Source organism: Roseateles sp. GW821-FHT09H10 (genome assembly GCF_059415865.1).
In genome coordinates this window covers 101,155-124,638 of sequence record NZ_JBWKOB010000003.1, presented here as the reverse complement: position 1 = coordinate 124,638, position 23,484 = coordinate 101,155, and the positions used below count along the sequence as shown (strand labels likewise).

The window sequence follows — 23,484 nt, the reverse complement described above, 5'->3', positions numbered from 1 at the left end:
CGTGGGTGGCTCGCGGTTAGAGCATTTGCAAGCGGGAAGTTCCCGGATCCCCCACGTTCTTGGGGGTTGGTCGCTCGCAATTGAGGATGACGCCTCCCGGCGTCATCGATAGGCAGCACTCGCCGCCCGGTATTGGGCATTCGGGCCGAGCGCTGGGCCGCTCCCGAGCCGGCCCGCTTGGCGATGTGCTTGCCGGTCGATCCGGCAAGCGTCGCCGTCCCCTCGGGGGACCGATCAGGCTGCCCGCGTTCAGCAGGGCGAGCCTGAGCGAGGGGTCAACACTTGACGCCGGCGTGCAGCGCCACGAGCCCCGCGCTGAGGTTGTGCACATCCACATGGCCGAAGCCGGCCGTCTTCATCATGGCCTTCAGCGTCGCCTGGTCGGGGTGCATGCGGATGGATTCGGCCAGGTATTTGTAGCTCTCGGCGTCGCCGGCCAGCAGGGAGCCGAGCTTGGGCAGGATGTTGAAGGAGTACCAGTCGTAGGGCTTGCGCAGCGGCTCGGCGATCCTGGAGAACTCCAGCACCAGCAGGCGGCCACCCGGCTTGAGCACGCGGCACATCTCGGCCAGGGCGAGATCCTTGTGCGTCATGTTGCGCAGGCCGAAGGCGACGCTGACGAGGTCGAAGCTCTCGCTCTTGAAGGGCAGCTTCTCGGCGTCGGCCAGGCTGGTGGGCAGGATCAGGCCTTCGTCCAGCAGCCGGTCGCGGCCCTGGCGCAGCATGGCCTCGTTGATGTCGGTGTGCACGACGACGCCGGTCTCGCCCACCTTGCGGGCGAAGGCGCGCGACAAATCGCCGGTGCCGCCGGCGATGTCCAGGGCGCGCTCGCCGGGCTTCAGGTTGGCGACCTGCACGGTGTAGGCCTTCCAGGCCCGGTGCAGGCCGGCCGACATGACGTCGTTCATCAGGTCGTACTTGGACGCGACCGAGTCGAAGACGCCCTTGACCTTGCCGGCCTTCTCGTTCTCGTCGACCGTGCTGAATCCGAAATGTGTGCTGCTCATAGGCTCAATGGGAATGGCAGGAACCGCCGCCCTTGACGGGCATGGCGTCGTCGCGGCCCATGCCGGCGGCGGCCAGGCGGGCCTCGTAGTCGCGCCAGAGCGCGTCCTGCTGGCTGCCGAGCCGATGGAGATAGTCCCAGGAGAACAGGCCGCTGTTGTGGCCGTCGCTGAACTCGGGCCGCACGGCGTAGTGGCCGACGGGCTCCAGGCCGGTGATGACGACGTCGCGCTTGCCGGTCTGCAGCACCTCCTGGCCCGGGCCATGGCCCATGACCTCGGCCGAGGGGCTGTAGACGCGCATCAGCTCGAAGGGGATGCGAAAGCGCGCGCCGTCGTCGAAGGCGATCTCCAGCACGCGGGACTGCTGGTGGACGGTGATCTCGGTGGGAGCGGGCATGCAGCCAGTGTAGGCCTGCGCTCAGAGCATCAGGTAGGCCGGCACGACGCCGTCCTTGGGCCTGACCAGCGTGAAGCGCGCCGCCAGACGCGACTGCACGCTGACGGGCAGCGGCGCGAAACCGGTACCGCGGGTCAGGTCATCGCCGTGCATGAAACACCAGTACAGGTATTTCAGCGTCGGCGCGGCCTTGCCCGAGGTGGCGGGCTCAGCGTCCACCAGCACGAAGCTGGTCAGCGTGATCGGCCAGGTCTCGCTGCCCGGGCGGTCCAGCAGCGTGGCCAGGTCATCGCCCTGGCGATGCATGTCGCTTTCCAGGATGGCGGCGCGGAAGCCCGCCTCGGTGGGCAGCACGAACTTGCCGGCCGCGTTGCGCAGCTTCACGGCCGCGAGCTTGTCGCGCAGCACACGGTCGAAGGAGACATAGGCGATGGCGCCCGGCGTGGCGCGCAGGGTCTGCACCATGCCGTCATTGCCCTCGGCCTTCAGCGGCTCGCCCGGCCAGGCCGGCGCCTGGCTGGCGCCCACCTCGGCCTTGAAGGGGGCCGAAACGCCGGCGAGATAGCGGCTGAAACCGTCGCTGGTACCCGACTTCTCGGCGCGCACGACGCGCTTGATGGGCAGGGCCGGCAGGCCTGCGCCCGGGTTGAGAGCCACGATGCGGGCATCGTTCCAGGTCTTCACCCGGCCCATGAAGATGTCGGCCAGCAGCTCGCCGTCCAGCTGCAGGGCGGCGCCGCCGGGCAGGTTGACGACCGGCACCACACCGCCCACCAGCATGGGGATCTGCACCAGCTTCTGCTTGGCCAGCTCGGCCGCCGGCAGCGGCGCGTCGGTGCCGCCGAAATCCACCTGGCGGGCGCCGATCTGCTTGATGCCGTCGCCCGAACCAGTGCCCTTGTAGGCAACTTTGCCGCCGCCGGCCTTGTCGAAGGCGCGTGCCCAGGTGTCGTAGATCTTGGCGGGGAAGGTGGCGCCCTGCCCCTGCACAGGCTGGGCGATGGCTGCAGTCGTCAGCAGCAAAGGGGTCGCGAGGGCCAGGATCAGGCGCTGGAAAACGGGCATGGCCGGGGGCTCGATATTCAGTGAAAACCCGCAATCATGCCCTGTGTCTTCCGACGTGCGCCAGCGACGGGCGCTCTAATCTTGAGTTTCCACGGCCATTCATCGCCCTGTCATGCACCCCTTCACCCGCCACCGCCTCGCCGCCGCAGCCACCCTGCTCGGCCTGGCCGCCGCCGCGCAAGCCCTCGACCTGAACGGCTTGTCCAAGGAGGCCCAGCCCTGCGACGACTTCTATGCCTTCGTCAACGGCCCTTGGGAGGCCGCCACCGAGCTGCCGGCCAGCCGCGCCCGCATCGGCAGCTTCGAGCAACTGCGCCAGAACAACGACGCCCTGCTCGACAAGGCCCTGAAGGAGCTGGCCGACAAGCCGACGCTGCAGACCACGCCCGGCCTCAAGCTGATGGCCGCCTATTTCTCCAGCGGCATGGACGAGGCCGCCATCGAGGCGCGCGGTTTCACGTCGATCACGCCGCTGCTCAACCGCATCAATGCCCTGCAGCGCCGCGAGGACCTGCCGGCCCTGCTCGCCCTGCTGAACCGCAGCGGCATCGCCGCGCCGCTGGGCTACAGCGTTCAGCCCGACCGCAAGGACACGCGCCGCAATGTGCTGGGCCTGGGCCAGTCGGGCCTCGGGCTGCCGGACCGCGACGACTACTTCCGCAATGACGACCGCACCCGCGGCCTCACCAGCGCCTACCGCGGCTTCGCGCAGGCCGTGCTGGCCGCCGCCGGCCGCCCGGCCAGCGAGGCCGAGCTGGACGCCCTGCTCGCCTTCGAGACCCAGCTGGCCGAAGCGACGCGCGAACGCGCCAAGATGCGCGACCCCAACGCCAACTACAACCCCATGGGCACGGCCGAGCTGGCCGCCGCGGCACCGGGCCTGGACTGGGCCGCCTATCTGGCAGTGCTGACGGCCGGCGCCAAGACGCCGCAGCGCTTCATCGTCGGCCAGCCCGAGTTCGCCACCCGCGTGGCCAAGCTGGCCGCCGAGGCGCCGGTCGACGTCTGGCGCCGCTACCTGGCCCTGCGCGTGCTGGACGCTGCCGCACCGCGCCTGCCCAAGGCCTTCGCCACGCCGGCCTTCGAGTACCGCGGCAAGGCCATCACCGGCCTGCAGGCCCCGCCGCCACGCAGCGAGGAGGTCATCGTGCTGATCGGCGGCCGCTACGGCACCGAGCCGGTGGCCCTGGCCCTGGGCGAGCTCTTTGTCGCGCGCGCCTTCTCGCCGGAGGCGCAGAAGCGCTCGTCGCAACTGGTGGAGGACATCCGCGCCAGCATGAAGGAGCGCATCGAGAAGCTGGAATGGATGACGCCGCCCACCAAGGCCAAGGCCATCGAGAAGCTGGCCCAGATGCAGCCCATGATCGGCGCGCCCGAGAAATGGCCGCAGTACGAGGGCCTGCAGCTGAGCGGCAATGACTTCGCCGGCAACTGGCTGAAGGTGGCCCTGTGGCACAGCGGCCAGCAGATGAAGGACCTGGACTCGCCCGTCGAGCGCGGCCGCTGGCGCACCAGCCCGCACATCGTCAACGCCTTCGCCGGCGGCCTGAACCAGATCACCTTCCCGGCCGGCATCCTGCAGCCGCCCTTCTTCGACGCCAAGGCCGACGACGCCGTCAACTACGGCGGCATCGGCATGGTCATCGGCCACGAGATCACCCACCACTTCGACGACAGCGGCCGCAACTTCGATGCTGGTGGCTCGCTGACCGACTGGTGGACGCCCGCCGACGCGGCCGGCTACAAAGCCCGCGCCGACAAGGTGGCCGACCGCTATGCCGCGATCTCGCCGCTGCCCGGCTACAACATCAACGGCCGCCTGACCCTGGGCGAGAACATCTCCGACATCTCGGGCATGCCCATCGCCTACGAGGGCCTGCTGCGTGCGCTCAAGCGCACGGGCGGCGCCGACAGGAAGGTGGACGGCTACACGCCGGCCCAGCGCTTCTTCATCAGCAATGCGCTGATCTGGCGCACCAAGGTGCGTACCGAGTTCCTGATCAACCAGCTGCGCACCGACTCACATTCACCGGCCAAGTTCCGCGTGCTGACGCCGATGGCCAACACGCCCTACTTCGCGCAAGCCTTCAGTTGCAAGGCGGGGAGTGCGATGGTGGCGAAAGATCCGCTGACGGTTTGGTGATCTCGGGTTGGTTTGATGCAATGGAAACGGGGCTTCGGCCCCGTTTTGGTTTGTGGTTGCCTCTGCCCAGGTCCTCATGACTCGCGTGCAGTGCCGCCGGAATCCGCCCGGCGAGGGCGGGTAACTTTTCTCTGACGCGCCAGAGAAAAGTCACCAAAAGAGGAGCGCTCAATGCAATCCGCACTCGAGCGGGATGACGCGCTCGCGTTGCTCGAACTAGGCCGCACCCCGAAGCGAGCCGCTGCGCTCTCGCCTACCACTTGTGACGAGCACCATCCATCGCCCCTTCAAGCCGGTTGACGCCGGCTGCACGCCGGGCTCATCAAGGAATACCGAACAGCCGCGTCGCCCGAGCGACGCTGCATTGGTCTTTGCTCGTGAGCACGGCGTGCAGCCGCGCGTTAACAGGTGCGATGCAGCGATGAGCGCTGCTGATGCCAAGTCAGACGCGAGAGCGCAGCGGCTCGCTTCTCGTCGGAATGACGGTGGACGTTTTCGCGCGCCGTTGATGGCAGCGTGCTGCTCGAGTGCGGTTCAGGGCCTCTTCTTTGGTGACTTTCTTCTGGCCCCGCAGAAGAAAGTTACCCGGCCGCCGGGACGGACTCCCGGCAATGCAGCGAGCAGGCACGCTCTACGCAAAAGCAACCACCCCAAAAAAACGGGGCCGAAGCCCCGTTCCGTTTAACCCACCAAACCACTTACCACTGCAGCTTCAGCGTGTACGCGCCGGTGCCGCTGTAGCGCAGCACCTGCACATACAGCGTGACCGAGCCCGAGCCGCCGTTGGCGTAGCTCGTGCTGTCGACCTGGCCGGCAGCCTTCTCGCTGGCGGCGAGCTGGGTGCCCGAGCTGTTCTTGATGTACAGGTCGAAGTCGTTGCTGTTGCTGGCCGCGGTCAGCGTTGCAGCAAGCGTCTTGCCGGCCGGCAGCGTCACCTTGAAGTAGTCGGTGTCGCTGGTCGAGCCGATCGAGCCCGCCACATTGGCCGAGGCCGACACGGTGTTGGCCGTGGCGATCGTGCCGTTGGACTCGGTCTCGTTGACGGTCGGCAGCTGGGTGACCGTGATGGCCTGGATGGCCGCCTGGGCGTTCAGGATGCCCGAACCGCAGCCCGAGCAGCTGCCCGGGAAGGCGCGCGCGCTGCTTTGCAGGGCGGCCTTGATCTGGTCAGGCGTGGCGCTGGGCTTGGCGCTCAGCATCAGCGCCGCGACACCGGCCACGTGGGGCGTCGCCATCGACGTGCCCTGGTAGTAGGCGTAGCTGTCGGCGCCCGGCGCCTTGGTGCCGGCGTTCAGCGTGCTCAGGATGCCGTTGCTGCTGCTCGAGCGCACGTCGCCGCCGGGCGCTGCCAGCGCCACGACATTGCCATAGTTCGAGTAGTAGGCGCGAGCGCCGTTGCGGTCCGTTGCGGCGACAGTGATGACGCCGGAGCAGTTGGCCGGGTTGGAGTTGCTGGCGTTCTGGTTCTCGTTGCCGGCCGCCACGATGACGACGGTGCCGCGCGAACGGGCGCTGTTGATGGCGTTCTGCGACGTCGTGTCGCAGGCGCCGCCGCCGCCCAGGGACATGTTGATCACGCGCGAAGGCGTGGCGTTGGCCGGCAGGCCGGAGACGCTGCCGCCCGAAGCCCAGACCATGCCGTCGGCGATGTCCGAGGTGTAGCCGCCGCACTTGCCCAGCACGCGCACGGGCTGGATCTTGGCGTTGAAGGCGATGCCGGCGATGCCCAGCGAGTTGTTGGTCTTGGCGGCGATGGTGCCGGCCACATGGGTGCCGTGCCAGCTGGAGTTGCTCGCGGGTTCGCCGCTGCCGCACTCGTTGGCCGCCGTCCAGTCGCCCGGGTCGCTGGGATCGCTGTCGCGGGCCGAGCCGTCATTGGAGACGGCCGTGTCGTTGATCATGTCGTAGCCGGCCACGGTCTGGCCCGACAGGTCGGCGTGGGGACGGATGCCCGTGTCGATGACGGCGACGACGACACCGGAGCCGGTGGCCAGGTCCCAGGCTGCCGGGGCGCGGATGCCGCCGGTCGTCTCGAACAGGTCCCACTGCGAGTTGTAGCTCGTGTCGTTGGGCGTCATCATGGGGTACATCTTGCGGTCGGGTTCCGCATAGGCGATGTTCGCGTCAGCCGCCTTGAGCTGGTTGGCCAGGCTTTGCATCTCGCCGTGCGAGAGGGCCTTGTCCAGCTTGTAGATGTGGGGGCCGGTGCCCATCTGGCGCAGGATGCGCGCCTTGGCGCCGCGCAGGGCCAGCGCCGAGTTGACGTTGCTCAGGCGGGCTTCCAGGGCGTTGGAGGCGACGCCGACGGCGCGCAGCACGCTGGCGTCCTTGGCATCGACCTGGGAGGCGTCGCGGTAGCTGATGATGAGGCGGTCGGTGCTGCTCGAGCGTGCCAGGCTGGCAACGCCCACGTCGACCTGCGTGTTGGACACGCCGGCCTGGCCTGCGCCTGCCGTCAGCAGGCCACAGGCCAGTGCGAGCAGGGTTCTTTTGTTGGCAAAAGCAAACTTCATTTGGTGTTTCCGGAAAAGTCACCGTGGCGGACGGCGCACCGGCTCCGCCCGTGGGATCTCCACGAGGAGCGCCGCTGTGTTCAGCTCGCTGACCGGACTCAACCCAACAACAACAACAAAGACGTCCGTGGCCAACCTGGCGCTATCCGAAGCGGCGCGCAGTGTGTCCGCTCAACGAAGCCAGCCTTGTCACCAGCCGCAGTGACGTAAGTAACCCTAGCGGGCAATCACGGATGACAGCGGTCGTGACGAATGGCATGCGGGCCTGAAAAACGCCATTTCGCCCGCCCGCAATTCAGGCGCGGTTTTCTGCGGACCGTCGCACGCCAGCGGCAACTCATCGCTTGCGGCTTGGGACGCCCTGCCCTGACGCCTAGCCTGACGACAGGTCGACGCATTTCGCGACGCCCGCCTCCCGCAGAACCCCACAGGAGCTTGTCATGTCCAACCGCTACTCGATCGCCCAGCGCTCACCCCTGCAAAACAGCCTGTTCGCCGGCATCGCCTGCGCCATCACATTGACTCTCGCCGCGGGCCCGGCGCTGGCCCAGCCCGGCGACCTGGAGCGCGTTGAGATCAGCGGCAAGGTCTACGAGGCGCCGACGCGCTTCGACGTGCGCGCCAACTGCAACAACATCGAAGAGCAGCTGCAGGACGCGCTGCAGACGACCTGGGTGCGCGAGCGCCGCGCCGGCCAGGTGAAGGTGCAGCTCGTCATGGACGGCGGCGAGATCACGGCCGTCAAGGCCAAGGGCATCTCGCACACGATCGAGCGCTCGGTGCGCAACGCGGTGAACGCCCTGCACTGCGGCAATGCCCAGAAGGCGGCCGGCGTCTACCGCTTCCGCGTCGACTTCATCGACCCCTATGCCAATCACACCAGCCGCGACACGATGACGGCCAAGGCCAGGCAGACCGGCGTGACGCTCGCCCTCGCCGACGAGTGATCAGCGACTGATCAGCGTGTGAGGGCGGCGGCGATGGCCGCATCGACGGCCGTCAGCGGCTGCGCGAGATGCGCGGCCGCGCCGCCCACCACTTCATCGCGCTGCGCCGCGGCCCAGACCGGCCCCGGGAAATGGCTGTCCCAGCCGAAGCGCGCGATGACATGCCAGTGCAGATGAGGCACGACATTGCCCAGGCTGGCGATGTTGACCTTGGTCGGCGCGAGCAAAGACCTCAGAACCCGCTCGATCTCGGTGACAGCGTCCATGCAGGCGTGTCTGTCCGTATCCGACAGGTCGCTGAACTCGGCGACATGCGCGTTCCAGATGAGTCGATAGAAGGCCGGGAAACGCCGCGCCTCCTCGCCGTCCACAACGCGCACGACGCGGAACTGCGGCGTGCGGGCGACAACAAGACCGCCGTCGCCATCACACAGCACGCAACTCACACCAACACCCGCTCGATGCCGCCGTTGTTGGCCTTGGCCACGTAGTCGGGCATCCAGTTGGGGCCGAGGATCTGGTTGGCCATCTCGACGACGATGTAGTCGGCCTCGAGCAGGCCGTTCTGCAGGTCGTTGCCGTAGCGGGAGAGGCCCTGCAGGCAGCTCGGGCAGGAGGTCAGGATCTTCAGGTTGTCGTTCGCGCCGACCTTGCCCGACTCGCGCAACGCCGTCTCGGTCTTGCGCAGTTCCTCTTCCTTGCGAAAGCGCACCTGCGTCGAGATGTCCGGCCGCGTCACGCCCAGCGTGCCGCTCTCGCCGCAGCAGCGCTCGCTCTTGACGACGTCCGGGCCCACCAGCGCCTTCACCGTCTTCATCGGCTCCTGCAGCTTCATCGGCGAATGGCAGGGGTCGTGGTACAGGTAGCTGTTCTTGGAGCCGAGCGTGATGCCCTTCTCCAGCAGGTACTCGTGGATGTCGATGATGCGGCAGCCGGGAAAGATGTCCTCGAACTTGTAGCCCTGCAGCTGGTCGTAGCAGGTGCCGCAGCTGACCACCACCGTCTTGATGTCGAGGTAGTTCAGCGTGTTGGCAACGCGGTGGAAGAGCACCCGGTTGTCGGTGATCATCTTCTCGGCCTTGTCGAACTGGCCCGAGCCGCGCTGCGGGTAGCCGCAGCACAGGTAGCCGGGCGGCAGCACCGTCTGCACGCCGGCATGCCAGAGCATGGCCTGGGTCGCCAGGCCGACCTGGCTGAACAGGCGCTCCGAGCCGCAGCCGGGGAAATAGAACACGGCTTCCGTCTCGCTCGGCGTCGCCGGCGGTCGGATGATGGGCACGTAGTCCTTGTCCTCGATGTCCAGCAGCGCGCGCGCCGTTTTCTTGGGCAGGCCGCCGGGCAGCTTCTTGTTGATGAAGTGGATGACCTGTTCCTTGATCGGCGCCGCGCCGACGGTGGCGCGCGGCGCGCTCGTCTGCTTGCGGCCCGCCGGCTTGAACAGGTCCACCGCAAAGCGCTGGGCCTTGAAACCGATGCCCACCATCGCCGTGCGGGCCAGCTTGATGGTCTCGGGGTTGGTCGCGTTCAGCATGAACATGGCCGCCGCGTTGCCGGGGCGCCAGGTCTTCTGGCCCATCTTGCGCAACAGGTTGCGCATATTCATCGTCACGTCGCCGAAGTCGATCTTGACCGGGCAAGGCGACAGGCACTTGTGGCAGACCGTGCAGTGGTCGGCCACGTCCTCGAATTCCTGCCAGTGCTTGATGGACACGCCGCGGCGCGTCTGCTCCTCGTACAGGAAGGCCTCGACCAGCAGCGAGGTGGCGAGGATCTTGTTGCGCGGCGAATAGAGCAGGTTGGCGCGCGGCACATGCGTGGCGCAGACCGGCTTGCACTTGCCGCAGCGCAGGCAGTCCTTCACCGAGTTGGCGATCTCGCCGATGTCGCTCTGCTGCATGATCAGCGACTCATGCCCCATCAGGCCGAAGGACGGCGTGTAGGCATTGCGCAGGTCGGCCGGCATGCTCTCGTCACGCAGCAGCTTGCCCTTGTTGAAGCGGCCCTCAGGATCGACGCGCTTCTTGTAGGCCGTGAAGTTGGCCAGTTCGTCGTCGGTCAGGAACTCGAGCTTGGTGATGCCGATGCCATGCTCGCCGGAGATGACGCCATCCAGCGAGCGCGCCAGCGTCATGATGCGGGCCACGGCCTCGTGGGCCGTCTGCAGCATCTGGTAGTTGTCGCTGTTGACGGGGATGTTGGTGTGCACATTGCCGTCGCCGGCGTGCATGTGCAGGGCCACCCAGACGCGGCCGCGCAGCACTTCCTTGTGGATGCGCTTCAGCTCGGCGATCAGCGGCTCGAAGGCCGCGCCGTTGAAGAGGGCCTGCAGGGGCTTGAGGATCTGCGTCTTCCACGAAGCGCGCAGCTCATGGGTCTGCAGGCCCTCGAAGAAGCCGGCATCAAGGCCATTGAGCCATTGCAGCCACAGGTCGCCCACCTCGCGCAGCAGCGCCAGGGCCTGCTGCACGCGGTCTTCCAGCAGCTCGGCGGTCGGGATGTCGCCGGCGTCGTCGCTCTTGCCCAGCGGCAGCTTGCCGGTGGCGAACAAGGCCTGCAAGGCCGTCACCAGCTCGAGCTTGTTGCGCAGGCTGAGCTCGATGTTGATGCGCTCGATGCCCAGCGTGTACTCGCCCATGCGGTGCAGGGGGATCACCACGTCCTCGTTCACCTTGAACGCGTTGGTGTGCTTGCTGATGGCCGCGGTGCGCTTGCGGTCCAGCCAGAATTTCTTGCGCGCATCGGCACTGACGGCCACGAAGCCTTCGCCCGATCGGCCATTGGCCAGGCGCACGACTTCCGAGGTGGCGCGCGCCACCGCATCGGCGTCGTCGCCGGAGATGTCGCCCACCAGCACCATCTTGGGCAGGCCGCCGCGCTTGCTCTTGGTGGCATAGCCCACCGCCTTCAGGTAGCGGTCGTCCAGATGCTCCAGGCCCGCCAGCAGCACGCCGGTGTCGGCAATCGAGAACATGTAGTCCTTGATGTCGACGATGCTGGGCACGCAGTCCTTGGGGTTGCCGAAAAACTCCAGGCAGACGGTGCGCGTGTGCGCCGGCATGCGGTGCACGATCCAGCGTGCGCTGGTGATGAGGCCGTCGCAGCCTTCCTTCTGGATGCCCGGCAGGCCGGCGAGGAACTTGTCCGTCACGTCCTTGCCCAGGCCCTCCTTGCGGAAGACGCGGCCCGGGATGTCCAGCCTCTCGGTGCGCTCCAGCGTCTTGCCGGAAGCATCGAAATAGCGCAGCTCGAAGCTGGCCACCTCGACGTCATGGATCTTGCCGAGGTTGTGGTTGAGGCGCACGACCTCCAGCCACTTGGCCTCGGGCGTCACCATGGTCCAGCTGGCCAGGTTGTCCAGAGCCGTGCCCCACAGCACGGCCTTCTTGCCGCCAGCGTTCATCGCGACGTTGCCGCCGATGCAGCTGGCCTCGGCCGAGGTCGGATCGACGGCGAAGACGAAGCCATTTGCCTCGGCCATGTCGGCCACGCGCTGGGTGACGACGCCGGCCTCGCTGAAGATGGTCGGCACCTCGCGGTCCAGGCCTGGCAGCTTCAGCATCTCGACGCCGCGCAGGGCCTCGAGCTTCTCGGTGTTGATGACGGCGCTGTTCCACACCAGCGGGATCGCACCGCCCGTGTAGCCGGTGCCGCCGCCGCGCGGGATGACGGTCAGGCCGAGCTCGAAGCAGGCGGCCACCAGGCCGGCCATCTCGGCCTCGGTATCGGGCGTCAGCACGACGAAGGGGTACTCCACGCGCCAGTCGGTCGCATCCGTCACATGGGAGACGCGCGACAGGCCGTCGAACTTGATGTTGTCCTTGGCCGTCTGGCGGCCCAGCGTCTTGGCGGCACGTTTGCGCAGCGTGCCGACGCTGTCGAAGAACTTGCCGAATTCGGCAACCGCAGCACGCGCGGCCAGCAGCAGCTCGCCGACGGCGGCGTCGCGCTGGGCGTCACCGGCCGGGTCGCGGCGCTTCTGCACCTCGCCCAGGCGATGGTGCAGGGCCTCGATCAGCAGGGCGCGGCGCTTGGGGTTGTCCAGCAGGTCGTCCTGCAGATAGGGGTTGCGCTGCACCACCCAGATGTCGCCCAGCACCTCGTACAACATGCGCGCGGACCGGCCCGTGCGGCGCTCCAGCCGCAGCTGGTCCAGCAGCTCCCAGGCCCGGGAGCCCAGCAGGCGGATGACGATCTCGCGGTCGGAGAACGACGTGTAGTTGTACGGAATCTCACGCAACCGGGGGGCTGCGCTCTCGTCCGCCGAATTCGAGGCATCGGCGGTGGGCATCAGGGGATGCGGAGCGTTCATGGCAACCGGCTTGACCGGGAAAGAAGCCTTGGCAGGCTGGTTCGGACGGGCAGCGGCTCGGGTCGGCAGCAGGGCGGGCGGGGACGCCCGGCTTGTGGCCACGGCCCCTCGCGGCAGGGAATGGGATCGTAACCGAGGGGGGCTTCCCCCTAGGGAGCCACCGTGTTTGCCCGCCATTCGCACCTCATCAACGGCGCTATGCTGGCCCGCAAATACCCTCAAGGAGACACCCCGATGAAGTCGTTTGCCCCGGTCGTGACGTTCATTGCAGCTCTGGGGCTGGCCGGCTCGGCCCAGGCCCAGGTCGAGATCCAGTGGTGGCACGCCATGGGCGGGGCGCGGGGCGAATGGGTCAACGACCTGGCCAAGGACTTCAACGCCAGCCAGAAGGACTACAAGGTCATCCCCACCTTCAAGGGCAGCTACGACGAGTCCATGCCGGCGGCCATCGCGGCCTTCCGGGCCGGCAACGCCCCCCACATCCTGCAGGTCTTCGAGGTCGGCACGGCCACCATGATGGCCAGCAAGGCGGCCATCAAGCCGGCCGCCGACATCATGAAAGAGGCCGGCATCCCCTTCGAGCCCGGCGCCTATGTGCCGGCCGTGGCCAGCTACTACACGGCCCCCAGCGGCCAGATGCTGAGCTTTCCCTTCAACAGCTCCACCACCGTCTTCTTCTTCAACCGCGACGCGCTGAAGGCGGCCGGCGTCGACAAGCCGCCCACCAGCTGGCCCGAGGTGGCCTCGGCGGCCGCCAAGCTCAAGGCCAATGGCAGCAAATGCCCGCTCACCACCTCCTGGATGAGCTGGACCCAGCTGGAAAGCTTCTCGGCCTGGCACAACGTCGAGTTCGCCACCAAGAACAACGGCTTCGGCGGCCTGGACGCGCGGCTGGCCTTCAACACGCCCCTGCACCTGCGCCACATCGAGAACCTGGCCAACATGGCCAAGCAGGGCCTGTTCGTCTACAAGGGCCGCGGCAATGCGTCCGACGCCACCTTCGTCTCGGGTGAATGCGCCATGACGACGGCCTCGTCCAGCATCTACGGCGACATCAAGAAGAACGCCAAGTTCGCCTTCGGCATCACCGCTCTGCCCTACTACCCCGACGTGCCCGGCGCACCGCAAAACACCGTCATCGGCGGCGCCAGCCTGTGGGTGATGGCAGGCAAGAAGCCGGCCGAATACAAGGGCGTGGCCAAGTTCTTCGAATACCTGGCGCGGGCCGATGTCGCGTCTGAAAGCCACAAGCGCACCGGCTACCTGCCCGCCACCAAGGCCGCCTTCACCACCACCGAGGCCGGCGGCTTCTACAAGGCCAACCCGGGCAGCGACGTGGCCGTCAACCAGATGATCCGCAAGACGACTGACAAGTCGCGCGGTGTGCGCCTGGGCAACCACCCGCAGATCCGCACCATCGTGGACGAGGAATTCGAGCTGATCTGGGCCGGCAAGAAGACCGCCAAGGAAGGGATCGATGCGGCGGTCCAGCGCGGGAACGAGCAGCTCGAGAAGTTCCAGAGAACCGCGAAGCTATGAGCCCCTCGTCCAAGGACGACCTTGGCCGGTCCCCCGCGGGGACGGCGATGCTTGCCGGATTGACCGGCAAGCACATCGCCATGACGGGCCGGCTTGGGAGCGGCCCGGCGCTCGGCCCGAAAGGCAGGAGTCGCTGAAGTGGCCCAGGAAAAACGCGTCGTCTTCCGCTCCCGCTGGCTGCCCTGGCTGCTGCTGGCGCCGCAGGCGGCCGTCATCGCCGTGTTCTTCTTCTGGCCGGCGGCCCAGGCCCTGCTGCAGTCGCTGCAGCAGCAGGACGCCTTCGGCCTGTCGACCGAATGGGTGGGTCTGGCCAATTTCCAGGCCCTGTGGGCCGATGCGAGTTACCTCGCGGCCTTCAAGACCACCGCCCTGTTCTCCATCCTCGTCGCGGTGCTGGGCCTGTCCATCTCGCTGCTGCTGGCGGTCATGGCGAATCGCGTCGTGCGCGGCGCCGGCGTCTACAAGACCCTGCTGATCTGGCCCTATGCCGTGGCCCCGGCCATCGCCGGCGTGCTGTGGCTCTTCATGTTCGCGCCGTCCATCGGCATCGTGGCCTACGGCCTGCGGGCCGTGGGGCTGGACTGGAACCACCTGCTCAATGCCGACCACGCCATGACGCTCATCGTCATGGCCGCCGTGTGGAAGCAGATCTCCTACAACTTCCTGTTCTTCCTGGCCGGGCTGCAGTCCATCCCGCGCTCGCTGATCGAAGCCGCGGCCATCGACGGCGCCAGCCCCTGGCGGCGCTTCTGGGACGTGACCTTCCCGCTGCTGTCGCCCACCAGCTTCTTCCTGCTGGTCATCAACATCGTCTACGCCTTCTTCGACACCTTCGGCATCGTCGACGCCGCCACCCAGGGCGGCCCGGGCAAGGAGACGGCCATCCTGGTCTACAAGGTCTATCACGACGGTTTCAAGGCCCTGGACCTGGGCGGCTCGGCAGCCCAGAGCGTGGTGCTGATGGTCATCGTCATCAGCCTGACGGTGCTGCAGTTCCGCTTCGTCGAGAAGAAAGTGAACTACTGATGGTCGAGCGCCGCCCCCTTCTCGACTGGCTGGCCCACGCCATCCTGCTGCTCGGCGTGGCCGTCGTGGCCTTCCCGCTCTACGTCACCTTCGTCGCCGCCACCCACACGGCCCAGGACATCGTCCACGCGCCCATGCCGCTCGTGCCCGGCGGGCATCTGATCGACAACATGGCCACGGCCCTGGGCGGCGGCACCGGCGCGGGTTCCAGCGCACCGGTGGCCCGCATGATGTGGGTGAGCTTCGTGACCGCCATGGTCATCGCCGTCGGCAAGATCGCCATCTCGCTGCTGTCGGCTTTTGCCATCGTCTACTTTCGCTTCCCAATGCGCCAGCTGTTCTTCTGGGCCATCTTCGTGACGCTGATGCTGCCGGTGGAGGTGCGCATCGGCCCGACCTACCAGGTGGTGGCCGATCTGCAGATGCTCAACAGCTATGCCGGCCTGACCGTGCCGCTGATTGCTTCCGCCACGGCCACCTTTTTGTTCCGGCAGTTCTTCCTGACCGTGCCCGACGAACTCGTGGAAGCCTCGCGCATCGACGGCGCCTCGCCGCTGCGCTTCTTCAAGGACGTGCTGCTGCCGCTGTCCACCACCAGCATCGCCGCCCTCTTCGTCATCCAGTTCATCTACGGCTGGAACCAATACCTCTGGCCGCTGCTGGTGACCACCGACGAGTCCATGTACCCCGTCGTCATCGGCATCAAACGCATGATCAGTGGCGGCGAGGCGGCCAACGACTGGAATCTCGTCATGGCGACGGCGCTGCTGGCCATGATTCCGCCCGCGCTGGTCGTGATCCTGATGCAGCGGTGGTTTGTCAAAGGTCTCGTGGACACAGAAAAATAATGGCAAGCATCTCCATCAGAAAGCTGGTCAAGCGCTACGGCCACGGCCCCAAGGCCGTGCAGGTGATTCACGGCGTCGATGCCGAGGTCAAGGACGGCGAGTTCGTCGTCATCGTCGGGCCCTCGGGCTGCGGCAAGTCCACGCTGCTGCGCATGGTGGCCGGGCTGGAAGAGGTCAGCGAAGGCGAGATCGCCATAGGCGCCCGCCTGGTCAACGACGTGGAGCCGGCCGACCGCGACATCGCCATGGTGTTCCAGAACTACGCCCTCTACCCGCACATGAGCGTGGCCGAGAACATGGCCTATGGCCTGAAGCTTCGCAAGATGCCCAAGGCCCAGATCGACGAGCGCGTGCAGCGTGCCGCCAAGATCCTGGAGCTGGGCCATCTGTTGGAGCGCAAGCCGCGCGAACTGTCCGGCGGCCAGCGCCAACGCGTCGCCATGGGCCGCGCCATCGTGCGCGACCCGCAGGTCTTCCTGTTCGACGAGCCCCTGTCCAACCTGGACGCCAAGCTGCGCGTGCAGACGCGCCTGGAGATCCAGAAGCTGCACCGCGAGCTGGGCGTCACCTCGCTCTTCGTCACCCACGACCAGGTCGAGGCCATGACCCTGGCCCAGCGCATCATCGTCATGAACGGCGGCCGCATCGAGCAGATGGGCACCCCAGAAGAGGTCTACGGCCAGCCCGCCTCCACCTTCGTCGCCAGCTTCATCGGCTCGCCGGCCATGAATCTGCTACCCGGCCGCCAGCACGGCGGGCAGTTCCACATCGAAGGCGCAGCGCTGGACGTGCCGCCGGGTGTTGAAGGCGACCTCACACTGGGCTTGCGCCCCGAGCATGCCCAGCTGGCCGACCGCGGCTGGCCGCTGCGTGTCGAAATGATCGAGATGCTGGGTGCCGAGCGACTCGTCTACGGCAAGCTGGGCAGCGCCACGCCCTTCACGCTGCGCCTGGACGCCACCCTGCCTCCGCCCCAGCCGGGCGAGTTCCTGCACCTGGCCTTCAATCCCCTGCATCTGCACCGCTTCGACGCCAAGACGGGGCAGAGGCTGTGAACACGCCCTGGCTCTACCCGCTGTGGATCGCCCATCGCGGCGCGGGCAAGCTGGCGCCGGAGAACACGCTGGCGGCCTTCCGCCTGGGCCTGCAGCACGGCTTTCGCGCCTACGAGTGCGATCTGAAACTGAGCCGCGACGGCGAATGCTTTCTGCTGCACGACGACACGCTGGACCGCACCAGCAGCGGCCAGGGCTCGCCGGCCGACCAGGACTGGGCCGAGCTGGCTCGCCTGGACGCCGGCGCCTGGCACAGCCCGCCCTTCGTGGCCGAGCCCCTGCCCCGGCTGGCGCAGATCGCCGCCTTCTGCCAGGCCAATGGCTGCGCCATCAATATCGAGATCAAGCCCTGCCCGGGCGAGGAGGCGCGCACCGGCGCGGCCGTGGCGCGCGAGGCGGCTCGCTTGTGGGCGGGCGCACTGCCGCCGCTGCTGAGCAGCTTCAAGCCCGAGGCCCTGGCCGCGGCGCGCGACGCCGAGCCCACCCTGCCCCGCGGACTGCTGCTGGACAAGCTCTGGGACGGCTGGTTCGAAGCCGCCGAGGCCCTGGACGTCGTCGCCGTGATCACCAACTACCGGCTGATGGACCGCGCGCTGATCGAGCGCCTGCACGCCAAAGGCTGGCGAGCGCTGGTCTACACGGTGAACGATGCGGACATCGCCAAGCGCCTCATCGCGGAGGGCATCGACGGCATCATCACGGATGCGGTTGACCGGCTGGGGCCTGCCAGCAGGTAGATCCCTCAACGCTCGACGTTGTACGGCTCGAAAACCTGAACCACCCAATCCACGAAGACCCTCAGCTTGGCACTGAGGTGGCGGTTCGGTGGGTAAGCCACATAGAAAGGCATGGGGGGCGGTGCCCAGTCAGCCAGCACCTCCACCAGCGCGCCGCTGTCGATGTGGGGCTGCACGATGGGGCCGAAGGTCTGTACCAGCCCCAGGCCGGTCAGGGCGGCATTCAGGTGCGCGGTGCTCTCGTTGACCGAGATCCGCCCCTGGCCGGCAATCTCGAAGCGCTCCGTGCCGCGCACATAGGGCGCCGGCACGATCCTGCCGGTCCCGGCTGAAAAGTAGCTGGCCATGACATGCCCGCCATCCAGCAGATCCTGTGGCGTGCGGGGGGTGCCGTGCCGCTTCAGATAGGCCGGCGCGGCGACCGTGGTGAAGGCCATCTGCGCAATGCGGCGTGCCACCAGGGACTGGTCGTTCATCGTGCCGCCGCGGATCACGCAATCGACCGCTTCGCCCACCAGATCGACCGGCCTGTCACTGACACCGAGGGCGAGCTGAACCTGCGGATAGCGTTCGTAGAACACGGGCAGCTGCGGCATCAGGATCAGATTGGCCACCACCGATCCGACGTCGATGCGCACGCAGCCCCTGGGATTGCTGCGCTCCTGCGTCAGGTCCGATTCGATGTCGTCCAGTTCGGTCAACACGCGCGCCGTGCGCTCGTAGTAGGCCGCCCCCTCGGGCGTGACCGTCACGCGCCGCGTCGTCCGATGCAGCAGCTTGACCTTCAGATGCTTCTCCAGCTGCTGGACCAGCTTGGTCACGCTGGGCTTGGGCATCTGCAACTGATCGGCGGCGCGCGTGAAGGTGCCTGCTTCGACAACGCGTGCAAACACGCGCATGGCGGTGATCTGGTCCATCAAACCATTATTAGCAAATGGCTAATAAACATGTTCCGGTTGCCATCTTTGTGCGAGGCGGCTGCGCTCCCAAACTGCGTTCCTCTTCAACCAACAGGCAAGGCAATCCCATGACATCCAGACTCACCGACAAGATCGCCCTCGTGACCGGCGGCACCAGCGGCATCGGCCTGTCGACCGCGAAGCGCTTCGTTGCCGAAGGCGCCTACGTCTTCATCACCGGCCGCCGGCAGGAGCAACTCGACGCGGCCGTCCGGGAAATCGGCCACAACGTGACCGGCGTGCGCAGCGACGTGTCCAACCTCAGCGACCTCGATCGCCTCTACGCCACGATCCAGAAGGACAAGGGCCGGCTCGATGTGCTGTTCGCCAACGCCGGTGGCGGCCAGGTCGCGCCGCTGGGTCAGATCACGGAGGAGCACTTCGACAGTATCTTCGCCACCAATGTGCGCGGCCTGGTGTTCACGGTGCAGAAGGCGCTGCCGCTGATGCCCAAGGGAGCCACCATCGTCCTGAACGCCTCGACCACCTCGATCAAGGGCACGCCGGGTTTCAGCATCTACAGCGCCAGCAAGGCAGCCGTGCGCAACCTCGCGCGAAGCTGGATGCTGGACCTGAAGGAAGCAGGCATCCGCGTGAACGTCCTCAGCCCCGGCGTGGTCCCGACGCCGGCCTATGAACTGCTGGGACTGAAGGGAGATCAGCTCACCGCGTTCATCGAGATGCAGGCGCAGACGATTCCCCTGGGCCGCGTCGGCACGACCGACGAGATCGCCAAGGCCGCGGCGTTTCTCGCCTCTGACGACAGCAGCTTCGTCAACGGCGTCGAACTGTTCGCCGACGGCGGCATGACGCAGGTCTGATCGCCGCGGGCCGCGTCGCTGCGACTTGGAGATCAGGCCACCTTGCCATAGATGCTGGTGTCCCGCGGCGTTCCGTCCACGCCCAGCATGTCGCAGCGCAGGGTTCCTTCATGGACGAAGCCGCAGCGCTCGGCCACAGCGCAGCTCTTCACGTTGCGCGGGTCGCAGCGGATTTCCACGCGGCGTGCACCCAGGCGTTCGAAGGCCAGCGCGGTCAGCAGGCGCACCGACGCGCTGACATGCCCCTGCCCCATCGCCTCGGGGCGAATCCAGTAGCCGATCTCGAAGCGTCGCACGGCCCAGTCGATGCGGTGCAGGCCCGTGCCGCCGAGCATCCGCCCGGCGCTGCCATCGGGCTTGCGGGCATAAATCTGGAAGCACAGGTCACGTCGCGTGATGAAGTCGGCCTGCATGCGGCGCACGACCAGTTCCGAGCTTTCGGCCGTCGGTGCTTCCTTCGCCCAGGGCATCCACGGCCGCAGATGCGAGATGGACTGCGTGATGACGACCGCCATCTCCGCGCCGACGCCCGCCCGCGGCGCGAGCAGCACGGTGTGCTCGCCGTCCAGGCGCTCGGGGATGTCGATCAGCAGCGGATCCAGCGACGTGCTCATGCCGTCACCACCTCGACGGGTTTGGGCAGTTCGCGCACGCCGCGGATGACGGGATGGCGCCAGGCCAGCACCGCCAGCACGCAGGCGCCCACGCCGGAGAAGGCCAGGGCCGAACGCAGGCCCATGTACTCGCCCAGCCCGCCGCCTATCAGGGCGCCCGGGCCGGCTGGCAGCAGGATGAGCCAGCGCATGGTGCTGGTCATGCGGCCCAGCATGGGCGCGGGCGTGACGGCCTGGCGCAGCGACAGGAAGTTGATGAAGATCAGCACGGCGCCGAAGCCGAAGGCGAACAGCATCAGCCCGAAGCTGATCACGCCAAGATGACCCGCCGGCGCCAGGGCCAGTTGCAGCCAGCCGACGCCGCAGGCGCCATAGCCCAGCACCAGGCAGGGCCCGGGGCCGATGCTTCGGCTGATGCGGTGGCCGAAGATGCTGGCCAGCACCGTGCCCGCCCCCAGCCAGATATAGGACAGGCCCACGGCCTGCGGGCTCAGCTGCAGCTCGCGCGTCGCGAACAGGATCTGCACCACCAGGGCCGCGTTATGGAAGAGCTGCCAGCCGCCGGTGGCCATGGCCAGGCTGACCAGCAGGCGACGCTCGCGCACGAACTGCAGGCCGGCCTTCAGCTCGGTCCAGAAGTCCTTGCCGCTGCGCTCGGCCAGCGTCTCCTTGACCTGGATGCCGCGCAGGATAGCGGCCGAGACCAGCAGCAGCAGCGCGTCCACGGCCAGGGCCAGCGGCGCTCCCAGCATCTTGATCAGCGCGCCCGCCAGCCCCGGCCCTGCGACTTCGGCGCCCGAGGAGGCCAGCGCGTTCTTGGCATGCGCCTCGACCAGGCGCTCGCGCGGCACGACCTGGGTCAGCACGATCTGCGCGGCGCTGCCGGCCACCGTGTAGACGCAGCCAAGCACGAAGCCGACGACATAGAGCCAGCCCATGCCGAGCACCTCCAGCCAGGCCGCCACCGGCACCGTGGCGACCGCCACGGCGAGCAGGCTCTCGCCCCAGATGTAGACGGGCAGCTTGGCGCAGCGGTCCAGCAGCACGCCGGCCGGCAGCGAGAACAGCACGAAGGGCAGGATCTCCATCGCCTGCAGCAGGCCCATCTGCGTCGGGCTGGCATTCAGCAGCACGGCCGCTGTCAACGGCAGGGCCAGCATGGTGATCTGGCCACCGAGGGACGAGATGAGGATGGACGACCACAGCCGCCGATAGACCGCATCACGCAGCAGGTCGCCGGGCGCGAGGGTGAAATATTGGATCAGACGAGACCACATGGTTTGGCTCTACTCAGGATCGCTCGACACGCGGGCATCGCCCACGCGGACACAGGACACGCCGAAGGGCGCGGTCAGTCGAGGTCGAGGAGCTTGGTCATGCGTTGCATCCTAGCAGCGCAGCCCGGCGGCGTCGCGTGCCGGCGGTCATGGATTGAGGATGCGCAGCTCGGTGTAGCCGGTGGCCGCATCGAAGGTCCGGGTGAGGCTGCCGGCCGGCAGCGGCGCGATCAGCAGCTCGGCCGTCGTGAGCACCTCGCAACCGGCGCAGATATGGCCGCCCAGCACGCGGCCCGATGCATCAGACAGGCTGGCGTGCAGATGAGCGCCGGCCGGCGTCAGGCTGCCGCTCAGGGTCAGGATCTCGAGCGGGCCTTCGAGGTGGGTCGGGCCCGCATCACCCGCGAGGCGCAGCTCGGCGCGAGACAGGCTGCCGATGCCGGCCACGACGAAGCCGGTACGGCCGCCCGCCTCCAGCGCGCCGCGCAGGTCGTCGCCCGGATTGAGCCGCAGCGCTTGCATCCTCACCAGCCCACGGCAGCGCCATCGCGGCGCGGGTCGCTGGCGGCCACATAGCCTTCCACGCCCGGATCGCCCATGCGCCAGATGAACTGGCCGGCGCCGAAGTCCTGGTAGCTGTCGTGGATGTCGCCGATCTCGTGGCCGCGCGCGCGCAGGGCCTCGATGGTCGCCGTGGGCATGTGGGGCTCGATGTTGATGGACAGCCCCTCGTTGAAGCGCCAGCGCGGCGCATCGCAGGCCGCTTGCGGGTTCTGGCCGTAGCAGAGCATGCGCACCAGGGTCTGCATATGGCCCTGGGGCTGCATGTTGCCGCCCATGACCCCGAAGCTCATGACGGGCACGCCGTCCCGGGTCAGGAATGCCGGGATGATGGTGTGGAAGGGCCGCTTGCCCGGCGCCACCTGGTTGGCATGGCCGGCCTCCAGCGTGAAGCCGTGGCCGCGGTTCTGCAGGCTGATGCCATAGCCCGGCAGCACGACGCCCGAGCCGAAGCCCATGTAGTTGCTCTGGATGAAGCTGACCATCATTCCCGACTCGTCGGCGGCGCTCAGGTAGATGGTGCCGCCCTTGACGGGGTTGCCAGCGCCGAAACTCTGGGCGCGGCTGGGATCGATGAGGCTGGCGCGCGCAGCGAGATAGCCGGGGTCAAGCAGCTGGGCTGCGCTGACCTGCATCGCACCGGGTTCGGCCACATAGCGATAGACGTCGGCGAAGGCCAGCTTCATCGCCTCGATCATCAGGTGCTGAGCCTCGGGGCTGTCGACGGCGTGGGCCGTCACGTTGCAATGCTCGAGCAGGCCAAGCGCCATCTGCGCCGCGATGCCCTGGCCATTGGGCGGGATCTCGTGCAGCGTATGGCCGGCAAAGTCCTTGGCCAGCGGCGTGACCCATTCGGGCCGGTAGGCCGCCAGATCGGCCGCGGTCAGCGCACCGCCGGTCTCGCGCGCGAAACGGGCCAGGGCCGCTGCGATCTCGCCGCGGTAAAAGGCTTCGCCCTTGGTCTCGGCGATCAGCTTGAGGCTTCGCGCCGCATCGGCAAAGCGGAACAGCTCGCCGACCTCGGGCGCCCGCCCCTTGGGCAGGAAGGCCTGCGCGAAACCGGGCTGCGACGTGATCTCGCTCAATGCCGCGGCCATGGCCCACTTCGCGCTCACGATGGGCGGCACCGCGTAGCCGCGCTCGGCGATCTCGATGGCCGGCTGCATCAGGTCCGCGAACGGCAGCTTGCCGAAGCGCTCGCTCAGCGCCACCCAGCCACCCACGGCGCCGGGCACGGTGACAGCGCCCCAGCCGCGCTTGGGCATGACCTGACCCCCGAAGAACTCCGGCGTCCAGGCCGCAGGTGCCGGCCCTGAGGCGTTGAGGCCGTGCAGCTGCTGGCCGTCCCACAGGATGCAGAAGGCATCCGAGCCCAGGCCGTTGCTGCAGGGCTCGAGCAGGGTCATGCAGGCCGCGGCCGCGATGGCGGCATCGACCGCATTCCCGCCCGCCTGCAGCATGCGCAGCCCGGCCTGCGCGGCCAGCGGATGCGAGGTCGACACGATATTGCGTGCGAACAGCGGGCTGCGGCGGCTGGGATAGCCGGCGCTCCAGTCGAAGTGGGTGGCGGTGTTCATGAGGGCCGATTCTGCCGGTGTAAGGCTTTGCAACCGGGTCAACGCGGCGATTCGAGGCGTCGTTGTGGCCACAAGCTTGCGCAAGCCGA

Annotated in this window: 19 protein-coding genes; 8 read left to right on the top strand and 11 right to left on the bottom strand. The window is 67.7% G+C overall.

Annotated features, from left to right (window positions below; all coding sequences use genetic code 11):
* Nucleotides 1–275 precede the first annotated feature (275 nt).
* From ubiE to pstS, 3 genes are read right to left on the bottom strand one after another with little or no spacing between them, the layout of a single operon-like run.
* Nucleotides 276–1,007 (bottom strand): bifunctional demethylmenaquinone methyltransferase/2-methoxy-6-polyprenyl-1,4-benzoquinol methylase UbiE, encoded by a 732-nt coding sequence (gene ubiE / locus AC07OY_RS16230; protein WP_495043643.1) that lies wholly within the window; start codon nucleotides 1,005–1,007, stop codon nucleotides 276–278.
* A 4-nt stretch (nucleotides 1,008–1,011) separates the two neighbouring features.
* Nucleotides 1,012–1,404: a gamma-butyrobetaine hydroxylase family protein gene (locus AC07OY_RS16225; RefSeq protein WP_495043642.1), complete on the bottom strand. Its 393-nt coding sequence runs from the start codon at nucleotides 1,402–1,404 to the stop codon at nucleotides 1,012–1,014.
* Between the two features lie 21 nt (nucleotides 1,405–1,425).
* Nucleotides 1,426–2,469: a phosphate ABC transporter substrate-binding protein PstS gene (gene pstS / locus AC07OY_RS16220; RefSeq protein WP_495043641.1), complete on the bottom strand. Its 1,044-nt coding sequence runs from the start codon at nucleotides 2,467–2,469 to the stop codon at nucleotides 1,426–1,428.
* A 112-nt stretch (nucleotides 2,470–2,581) separates the two neighbouring features.
* On the opposite strand from pstS, the gene AC07OY_RS16215 reads away from it, so the two are divergent.
* Nucleotides 2,582–4,612: a M13 family metallopeptidase gene (locus AC07OY_RS16215; protein WP_495043640.1), complete on the top strand. Its 2,031-nt coding sequence runs from the start codon at nucleotides 2,582–2,584 to the stop codon at nucleotides 4,610–4,612.
* A 698-nt stretch (nucleotides 4,613–5,310) separates the two neighbouring features.
* Here AC07OY_RS16215 and AC07OY_RS16210 read toward each other — a convergent pair.
* Nucleotides 5,311–7,125, bottom strand: a complete 1,815-nt coding sequence (locus AC07OY_RS16210; protein ID WP_495043639.1) for a S8 family peptidase — start codon at nucleotides 7,123–7,125, stop codon at nucleotides 5,311–5,313.
* Nucleotides 7,126–7,565: 440 nt separating this feature from the next.
* Between AC07OY_RS16210 and AC07OY_RS16205 the strand changes: the two genes are divergently transcribed.
* On the top strand, nucleotides 7,566–8,072 hold the full coding sequence (locus tag AC07OY_RS16205) for a hypothetical protein (RefSeq protein ID WP_495043638.1): 507 nt from the start codon (nucleotides 7,566–7,568) through the stop codon (nucleotides 8,070–8,072).
* A gap of 11 nt (nucleotides 8,073–8,083) precedes the next feature.
* Here AC07OY_RS16205 and AC07OY_RS16200 read toward each other — a convergent pair whose 3' ends face one another.
* On the bottom strand, nucleotides 8,084–8,518 hold the full coding sequence (locus AC07OY_RS16200; RefSeq protein ID WP_495043637.1) for an HIT family protein: 435 nt from the start codon (nucleotides 8,516–8,518) through the stop codon (nucleotides 8,084–8,086).
* The gene (locus tag AC07OY_RS16195) at nucleotides 8,515–12,381 is read right to left on the bottom strand and encodes a DUF3683 domain-containing protein (RefSeq protein WP_495043636.1); all 3,867 of its coding nucleotides are present in this window, start codon (nucleotides 12,379–12,381) and stop codon (nucleotides 8,515–8,517) included. The genes AC07OY_RS16200 and AC07OY_RS16195 overlap by 4 nt, the downstream gene beginning before the upstream one ends.
* Nucleotides 12,382–12,615: 234 nt before the next feature.
* Between AC07OY_RS16195 and ugpB the strand changes: the two genes are divergently transcribed.
* From ugpB to ugpQ, 5 genes are all read left to right on the top strand, one after another.
* A complete protein-coding gene (ugpB, locus tag AC07OY_RS16190; protein WP_495043635.1) occupies nucleotides 12,616–13,920 on the top strand; it encodes a sn-glycerol-3-phosphate ABC transporter substrate-binding protein UgpB in 1,305 nt (434 codons plus the stop codon).
* Between the two features lie 138 nt (nucleotides 13,921–14,058).
* The gene (gene ugpA / locus AC07OY_RS16185; protein WP_495043634.1) at nucleotides 14,059–14,946 is read left to right on the top strand and encodes a sn-glycerol-3-phosphate ABC transporter permease UgpA; all 888 of its coding nucleotides are present in this window, start codon (nucleotides 14,059–14,061) and stop codon (nucleotides 14,944–14,946) included.
* The gene (gene ugpE, locus AC07OY_RS16180; protein ID WP_495043633.1) at nucleotides 14,946–15,794 is read left to right on the top strand and encodes a sn-glycerol-3-phosphate ABC transporter permease UgpE; all 849 of its coding nucleotides are present in this window, start codon (nucleotides 14,946–14,948) and stop codon (nucleotides 15,792–15,794) included. Before ugpA ends, ugpE begins: the two co-directional genes overlap by 1 nt.
* The gene (locus AC07OY_RS16175; RefSeq protein ID WP_495043632.1) at nucleotides 15,794–16,849 is read left to right on the top strand and encodes a sn-glycerol-3-phosphate import ATP-binding protein UgpC; all 1,056 of its coding nucleotides are present in this window, start codon (nucleotides 15,794–15,796) and stop codon (nucleotides 16,847–16,849) included. Before ugpE ends, AC07OY_RS16175 begins: the two co-directional genes overlap by 1 nt.
* On the top strand, nucleotides 16,846–17,586 hold the full coding sequence (ugpQ, locus tag AC07OY_RS16170) for a glycerophosphodiester phosphodiesterase (RefSeq protein WP_495043631.1): 741 nt from the start codon (nucleotides 16,846–16,848) through the stop codon (nucleotides 17,584–17,586). Before AC07OY_RS16175 ends, ugpQ begins: the two co-directional genes overlap by 4 nt.
* A 5-nt stretch (nucleotides 17,587–17,591) precedes the next feature.
* Here ugpQ and AC07OY_RS16165 read toward each other — a convergent pair whose 3' ends face one another.
* Nucleotides 17,592–18,503, bottom strand: coding sequence for a LysR family transcriptional regulator (locus tag AC07OY_RS16165; RefSeq protein WP_495043630.1), 912 nt, complete (start codon nucleotides 18,501–18,503; stop codon nucleotides 17,592–17,594).
* A 110-nt stretch (nucleotides 18,504–18,613) separates the two neighbouring features.
* On the opposite strand from AC07OY_RS16165, the gene AC07OY_RS16160 reads away from it, so the two are divergent.
* Nucleotides 18,614–19,366 carry an SDR family oxidoreductase gene (locus AC07OY_RS16160; RefSeq protein WP_495043629.1) on the top strand — a complete coding sequence of 251 codons (753 nt, stop codon included), beginning with the start codon at nucleotides 18,614–18,616 and terminating at the stop codon, nucleotides 19,364–19,366.
* A gap of 32 nt (nucleotides 19,367–19,398) precedes the next feature.
* Here the strand turns inward: AC07OY_RS16160 and AC07OY_RS16155 are convergent, their stop codons facing one another.
* The 4 genes from AC07OY_RS16155 to AC07OY_RS16140 form a co-directional block, all read right to left on the bottom strand.
* Nucleotides 19,399–19,980, bottom strand: a complete 582-nt coding sequence (locus AC07OY_RS16155; protein ID WP_495043628.1) for a GNAT family N-acetyltransferase — start codon at nucleotides 19,978–19,980, stop codon at nucleotides 19,399–19,401.
* Nucleotides 19,977–21,257 carry an MFS transporter gene (locus tag AC07OY_RS16150; RefSeq protein ID WP_495043627.1) on the bottom strand — a complete coding sequence of 427 codons (1,281 nt, stop codon included), beginning with the start codon at nucleotides 21,255–21,257 and terminating at the stop codon, nucleotides 19,977–19,979. Before AC07OY_RS16150 ends, AC07OY_RS16155 begins: the two co-directional genes overlap by 4 nt.
* A 147-nt stretch (nucleotides 21,258–21,404) precedes the next feature.
* Nucleotides 21,405–21,779: a PPC domain-containing DNA-binding protein gene (locus tag AC07OY_RS16145; RefSeq protein ID WP_495043626.1), complete on the bottom strand. Its 375-nt coding sequence runs from the start codon at nucleotides 21,777–21,779 to the stop codon at nucleotides 21,405–21,407.
* A 2-nt stretch (nucleotides 21,780–21,781) separates the two neighbouring features.
* On the bottom strand, nucleotides 21,782–23,395 hold the full coding sequence (locus AC07OY_RS16140; protein ID WP_495043625.1) for a gamma-glutamyltransferase family protein: 1,614 nt from the start codon (nucleotides 23,393–23,395) through the stop codon (nucleotides 21,782–21,784).
* Nucleotides 23,396–23,484 lie beyond the last annotated feature (89 nt).